This is a genomic window from Bradyrhizobium sp. SHOUNA76 (assembly GCF_023006445.1).
GTDB lineage: Bacteria > Pseudomonadota > Alphaproteobacteria > Rhizobiales > Xanthobacteraceae > Bradyrhizobium.
In genome coordinates this window covers 1-6,108 of sequence record NZ_JALBHA010000404.1, presented here as the reverse complement: position 1 = coordinate 6,108, position 6,108 = coordinate 1, and the positions used below count along the sequence as shown (strand labels likewise).

Here is a 6,108-nt window from a genome sequence, read left to right as displayed (position 1 = left end):
AGCACGCGCCCGGCATCGCTGAGCCGCGCGCGGCCCGCCACCCGCTCGAACAGGGGCACGCCGAGCTCCTGCTCCAGCAGCGCGATACGGCGCGAAATCGCCGGCTGCGAGCGGTGCAGGAATTTCGCGGCATTCGAGATCCCGCCCTTGCGATGAACGGTCAGAAAGGTGTCAAGGGCGTCACTGTCCATTGCGACCTCATGCAAAAAACTGATGTTGCTTGCAAGAATAACAAATTTGGCGGATGGCGAAAATGCTCCTAAGGCTGCATGGACGCACAATACGGAGACGAGCCATGACGAGCCAATTCGACAAGGCGATAGCGTTTCGCACGCTGCACGAGCGGCGTGGCGCCTTCGTCATTCCCAATCCATGGGATGCAGGTACGGCCAAGCTGCTTGCTGCAATGGGATTCGAGGCCCTCGCAACCACGAGCCTCGGGGTGGCCAACATGCTCGGCAACAGCGGCGTCAGTCTCGATGTCATCCTCTCCAACGCGCGCGCGATCGTCGATGCCACCGACCTTCCGGTCAGCGTCGATCTCGAAAATTGCGGGGCCGATGAGCCGAAACGTGCGGCCGAAGCTATACGACGGGCCGCGGAAGCTGGCGCCGTCGGCGGCTCGATCGAGGATTTCAGCGGCGACCGCGATCGCCCCATCTACGACTTTTCTCACGCCGTCGAGCGCGTCCAGGCCGCCGTCGAAGTGGCGCGCGCGCTGCCAATTCCGTTCACGCTGACGGCGCGGGCCGAGAACCTCCTGCACGGCCGCAAGGACATCGACGACACAATTCGCCGCCTGCAGGCCTTCGAAGCCGCGGGCGCCGACGTCCTGTATTCGCCCGGCCTGTACGACCTCGCCACGATCAGGACTGTCGTCTCCTCGCTCAGCAAGCCGTTCAACCACGTGATGGGCTTTGCTGACCCAACGTTGACAGTCGGGCAATTATCCGCCGCCGGCGTCAAGCGCATCAGCGTCGGCGGGGCCATGTCGCGCTACGCGCTCGCCGCGTTCCTGAACTGCGCGCACGAGATGAAGGACAAGGGATCCTTCACCTTTGTTCGCGACATGGCTCCGGTCGGCGAGCTGCGCGAGGCCTTCGCGTCGATCACTCCTCCTTGAAGCCGTATTCCGCCACGTTGCCGCTGGCGCCGTAATATTTGTACGGCAGGAACTTGCCGCTCATGGTGATCTTGACGCGGTCGCCCTTCGGGTTGGCGACGCGCTCCATTGCCATGTCGAAGTCGATCGCCGACATGATGCCGTCGCCGAACTCCTCCTCGATCAGCGCCTTCCAGGCCGGACCGTTCACCATCACCATCTCGTAAAAGCGGTAGATCAACGGATCGGTCGGCGGCATCGGCGTGCCGGTGCCGCGCATCGGCACCTCGTTGAGCATCGCAACTTCCGCCTTCGACAGGCCGAACAGCTCGCCGGCATTGGCCGCCTGCGGCTTCGTCAGCTTCATCTGGCCGAGTATGGCGCCAACGATCAGCACTTCGGAATAGCCGCCGATCTTGTCGCAGATGTGCTTCCAGCTCCATCCCTTCTCGCGCTTGATGTCGAGCAGCTTTTCGGTGAGGTCTTCGCGTTTCATGTCAGTGGCTCCTTGGTTAGGCATTGTGTCGGGCCTGCCGCTTTGGGAGGCATGAAACGTGCCAAAAAATGAGGCTAGCGCTTCACACCGGCCCCTTCGCGCGGCAATCCCTCGATAAATCCCCCGATTGCCTCGAGCACCGGCCGCTGATCGCCTGCGAAGAACCAGTGATCGTTGCCGTCAAGCTCGACGAACTCTGCGCCGCTGATCCGGCTCGCCACATCGCGACCGGCCGCGATGCGTACGGCCTGGTCGCCGCGCCGGTGCAGCACCAGCGTCGGCATAGTGATTTCAGGCAAGAGGTGCCGCACGTCGGCGTCGCGAAACGCCTCGAGCACGGCCGAGATACCGCCGGGACTGGAGGCTGCACGCAACAGCCCCGCCCACCAGGCGCGCGTCTGGGGATCGCCAGCAAGGCTCGGTGCAAAGGTTTCGATCCCGACTGGCCCACCCCATTGCGCGATCAGATGCTTGCTCCAGGCATCATACTGGCTGGCGCGCAGCGCGTGCGGATAGTCCTGCGACCAGGAGCCCTTGGCCAGCGCGCCGAACAGGATGAGCCCGGCCACGCGGCGGGGCTCGTCGACCGCGAACTTGATGCAGGCCGGCCCGCATTCGGACGCGCCGAACAGCACGATGCGGCGCGAGTCCACCGCCCGCAGCACGGTGCCGATATCCTCCGCGGTGACATCGATGCCAGGGGCCGATCCGACCCGGTCGGACAGTCCGATCCCGCGACGATCGAACACGATGAGGCGTCCGAGCTGCATCAATGACGCCAGGAATGTCCGGCTCGCAGGGTTCTCCCAGGCGCGCTCCACATGCGACACGAAGCCGGGCATCACCAGAATATCGAGCGGGCCGCTTCCGTAGGTCTGATAGGCCAGATGCACCCCGGCGCCTTTCACATAGCGCGTCACCGGGGCGGCATGAGGCGCCGCCGCGGGACTCATCAGCGCCTCGGTCTCGGCTTCCGGCGCAACCCCTAGCTCGTCGCGCAGCCGCTGCGTCAGGGCTGCGTGATGGCGCTCTGCCGCGCTTCGATCGCCGGCGAGCAGAAGACTGCGGATCAGATGCCGGCCATACACTTCGCTCAATGAATCGAGCTCAACCAGGCGTCCCGCATGCACAGTCGCGGCGAAATGATCGCCGGCGGCGTTCTTGTCCTGCACCAGACGCTCCAGTGCATGCATGAGCCGTCCCCGCAACGCCTCCCGGCGAAAGAAGGACCAATCGTCGAATTCGGGACAGTCGTCCAGAGCGAAGCCCGCAAGGAAGTCGCCCCGATAGATCAGACAGGCCTCTTCAAAGGCACCGCGATCGCAGGCGCTCTCGAACAAATGCGTATCGATCTTCAGCTCGACCGCCGGAGACCATCGGACGCTCGTACGGTCGGTCTCGAAAACCGACTGCCCGAGCGTGAGCTCGATGCGGTGCAGCAGGCGCCGCAATCGCGCAAGGCCGGTCTCGCGGGCAGCCTCGGGCCACAGCAGCGCAACAAGGACGTCGCGCGCGACGGCGCCCTTGGTCTCCGCGAGATAGATCAGCAGAGCAAGACCTTTGCGTAGGTTCAACTTGATCGGGCGGCCGTCAGCATGGACCTCCGGGAACCCGAATGTCTCCAGCGAGAAAGCCGTCATGAAATCCTCTCTCGCCTTGGGACGTCACCAGGGGACGCACAGGGGACGGCGCCGCGGTAGCCATCGGCCCAGATCGAGCTCGCTCGCCGGCGACCACCTCAAGCTTTGCATGCGGCACCGCCGGATCAGGCACAATAGGAAAAACCATGTTTTCGCGCTTCGCAATCCTGCTCTACGCAATCGTGAGCTATGCCGTATTCACGGCGTCATTTCTCTATGCGCTCGGTTTCGTCGGCAATTATGTCGTACCCAAGTCAATCGATCGGTCCCTCGACGTCGGCAGCCCTTCGACTGTGACCGAGGCCATCGTCGTCAACTTGCTGCTGATGAGCCTGTTTGCCATCCAGCATAGCGTCATGGCGCGCCCGGGCTTCAAACGCTGGTGGACCAAGGTTCTTCCCGTGGCCTGCGAGCGCAGCACCTACGTGCTGCTCTCCAGCCTGATCCTCCTGCTGTTGTTCTGGCAGTGGCGTCCGATCCCGATACCGATTTGGCAGACCAGCGGAATCGTGGCCTGGTTGCTGACCGGCGTCCATTGGCTCGGCTGGCTGATCGCCTTCGCCTCGACCCACATGATCGATCATTTCGACCTGTTCGGCCTGCGCCAAGCCTTCTCGGCGCTGCGCGGGACCGAGCTGCCCGGTCAATCCTTCAAGGCGCCGCTGCTCTACAGAATCGTGCGGCATCCGATCATGCTGGGCTTCTTGCTCGCGTTCTGGGCTACGCCCGAGATGACCGGCGGCCACTTGCTGTTCGCGATCGCGAACACAGCCTACATTCTGGTCGCGCTCCAGTTCGAGGAGAGGGATCTGATCGCGGAGTTCGGCGCGACCTATCAGCAGTATCGCCGGCGCGTTCCCATGCTGGTGCCCAGGATTTTCAGATCCCGCCGGACCGAAGATCGCCAGCCGCCTCGGCCTGTTGGAGCGCCTCGATGAACGCCATGCCCCCTATCCCCCGAATGTCCGCGGAAGCCGCCACATTCGCCGATACGCTCGATGGGCTTGACGTCGGCCTGTATCTCGTTGACGCGGACGCGCGTCTCATTCATGCCAATACTGCCGGGCAAGCCATTGTCGATGCGCGCGATATCCTGCTCGAAACCCGCGGGCACCTCGCGGCTTGCGACGTAACGGTCAACCGGACACTGCAACATTTTTTCGCCGCGGCCGGGCGGGAAAACGCGATCCTCGGCGCCAACGGAATTGCAGTGCCGATGATCGACCGGCATGGGCAGCGCCACGTCGCCCATGCCATGCCGTTGATCTCCGGCACGCGCCGGCGTGCGGGTGTGGCCTACAGCGCCGTGGCAGCATTGTTCGTTCGCAGGGCGGCGTTGACGATACCGCCTCGTTCCGAAGTGATCGGCAAAGCCTTCAGACTGACGCCCGCCGAGTTGCGCGTGATGCTCGCGATCGTGGAGCTCGGCGGCGTTCCCGAGGTGGCGGCGGCGCTCGGCGTCGCCAGTACAACGGTCAAGACGCATGTCCGTCGCCTGTTCGAAAAGACCGGTGCGGCGCGCCAGGCCGATTTCGTCAAGCTCGTCGCGGGATATGCGACGCCATTGAGAGAACATACCGAATATAGACAATCCGTTGGAGCGCGGCGATGAAAGCAATTCTGTGCCATTCCTTCACTGGACCGGGCGATTTACGCCTTGATGAGATCGATGCGCCCAAACCTGCCGTCGATGAGATCCTCATCGACGTGCATGCCGCCTCGGTGAGCTTCATGGACCAGCTGCTGGTCTCGGGCCTCTATCAGATGCGGCCGCAGATACCCTTCGTGCCCGGCACGGAAGCAGCCGGTGTCGTCGTCGCGGTCGGCGACAAGGTCACAAGGTTCGCGCCCGGCGACCGCGTGGCCTGCAGCAGCTGGACCGGCGGCTACGCCGAACGGATGATTGCCAAGGAATCGAAGAGTGTGCGCCTGCCGGATGGTGTCGCGTTCGAAGCGGCGGCAACGGTGCTGCACAATTACGGCACGGCCTATTATGCCCTGGTCGGGCGGGCACGAGCCGAGCGCGGCGAAACGCTGTTTGTCACTGGTGCGGCCGGCGGGGTCGGACTTGCCGCCGTCGACCTGGGCCGCCATCTTGGCCTGCGCGTCGTCGCCGGTGTCGGCTCCGACGACAAGGCGGCCCTGATCCGCGACTACGGCGCCAGCGAGGTCATCAACTATCGCAGCGAGGATCTGCGCGACCGGATCAAGGCGATGACCGGCGGCGACGGCATCGATATCGGCTTCGACAATGTCGGCGGCGCGATCTTCGAGCAGATGGCCCGGCTGATGGCATGGGGCGGACGGCTGATGCCGATCGGTTTCACCGGCGGCGAGATTCCGTCCCTCCCGATGAACCTGCCGCTGCTGAAGAACTATTCCATCGTCGGCGTGTTTGCCGGTGCCTGGGCGGAGAAATTCCCGCACGAAGGCGCGGGCATGAATGACACGTTGATGCAGTTGCTGGCCGACGGACAAATTCGCCCGCATATCGATCGTATCCTCCCCTTGGAGGAGGTCGGGGACGCCATGCGCGCCGTGGCCAGCCGGACGGTTCAGGGGCGAATTGTGCTCAAGATCAGGTAGAGTGCGCCAAAGACGAAGAGAGAACCGATGACACCGATCATCATCGACAAGCGCTATTGCGGTCCTCCGAACTCCGGCAACGGCGGTTACGTCTGCGGCCGGCTCGCCCGCCACATTCCCGGCGGCGCGGAAATAACGCTGCGCGCCCCGCCGCCGCTGGACACGCCGCTCGATGCGATCGCGATCGGCATGCTGATCGACGCGCTGGTCGTCGTGGTCGAGAACATCGTCGGCAATCTCAGCAAGCACGAACCGGGCAAGGCCACCCCGCTGATCCACCTGGT

At 64.0% G+C, this 6,108-nt stretch carries 7 protein-coding genes and 1 pseudogene; 5 read left to right on the top strand and 3 right to left on the bottom strand.

What is annotated here, in order from left to right:
- Positions 1-191: LysR family transcriptional regulator (locus MOV74_RS28990; RefSeq protein WP_246930064.1), on the bottom strand; the 191-nt coding region annotated here is incomplete at its 3' end.
- 104 nt (positions 192-295) lie between these two features.
- Here MOV74_RS28990 and MOV74_RS28985 point away from each other — a divergent pair.
- Complete coding sequence (locus MOV74_RS28985) at positions 296-1,123, top strand: oxaloacetate decarboxylase (RefSeq protein WP_246930062.1); 828 nt, start codon at positions 296-298, stop codon at positions 1,121-1,123.
- Here MOV74_RS28985 and cynS read toward each other — a convergent pair.
- Complete coding sequence (cynS, locus tag MOV74_RS28980; protein ID WP_246930061.1) at positions 1,110-1,598, bottom strand: cyanase; 489 nt, start codon at positions 1,596-1,598, stop codon at positions 1,110-1,112. The two genes, MOV74_RS28985 and cynS, sit on opposite strands and share 14 nt — an antisense overlap.
- A gap of 74 nt (positions 1,599-1,672) precedes the next feature.
- Positions 1,673-3,238, bottom strand: a complete 1,566-nt coding sequence (locus MOV74_RS28975; protein WP_246930060.1) for an alpha/beta fold hydrolase — start codon at positions 3,236-3,238, stop codon at positions 1,673-1,675.
- A 146-nt stretch (positions 3,239-3,384) separates the two neighbouring features.
- Between MOV74_RS28975 and mddA the strand changes: the two genes are divergently transcribed.
- The 4 genes and pseudogenes from mddA to MOV74_RS28955 all read left to right on the top strand — a co-directional run.
- A complete protein-coding gene (gene mddA / locus MOV74_RS28970) occupies positions 3,385-4,176 on the top strand; it encodes a methanethiol S-methyltransferase (protein ID WP_246930059.1) in 792 nt (263 codons plus the stop codon).
- Complete coding sequence (locus MOV74_RS28965; RefSeq protein ID WP_246930058.1) at positions 4,173-4,850, top strand: helix-turn-helix transcriptional regulator; 678 nt, start codon at positions 4,173-4,175, stop codon at positions 4,848-4,850. Before mddA ends, MOV74_RS28965 begins: the two co-directional genes overlap by 4 nt.
- On the top strand, positions 4,847-5,824 hold the full coding sequence (locus MOV74_RS28960) for an NADPH:quinone oxidoreductase family protein (protein ID WP_246930057.1): 978 nt from the start codon (positions 4,847-4,849) through the stop codon (positions 5,822-5,824). Before MOV74_RS28965 ends, MOV74_RS28960 begins: the two co-directional genes overlap by 4 nt.
- Positions 5,825-5,851: 27 nt before the next feature.
- Positions 5,852-6,108 (top strand): annotated as a pseudogene (locus MOV74_RS28955) (hypothetical protein); the annotation flags it as partial.

Coding starts and splice junctions, on each gene's coding strand:
- cynS (WP_246930061.1), bottom strand. CDS start 1,598: ATGAAACGCGAAGACCTCACCGAAAAGCTGCTCGACATCAAGCGCGAG.
- MOV74_RS28985 (WP_246930062.1), top strand. CDS start 296: ATGACGAGCCAATTCGACAAGGCGATAGCGTTTCGCACGCTGCACGAG.
- MOV74_RS28960 (WP_246930057.1), top strand. CDS start 4,847: ATGAAAGCAATTCTGTGCCATTCCTTCACTGGACCGGGCGATTTACGC.
- MOV74_RS28965 (WP_246930058.1), top strand. CDS start 4,173: ATGAACGCCATGCCCCCTATCCCCCGAATGTCCGCGGAAGCCGCCACA.
- mddA (WP_246930059.1), top strand. CDS start 3,385: ATGTTTTCGCGCTTCGCAATCCTGCTCTACGCAATCGTGAGCTATGCC.
- MOV74_RS28975 (WP_246930060.1), bottom strand. CDS start 3,238: ATGACGGCTTTCTCGCTGGAGACATTCGGGTTCCCGGAGGTCCATGCT.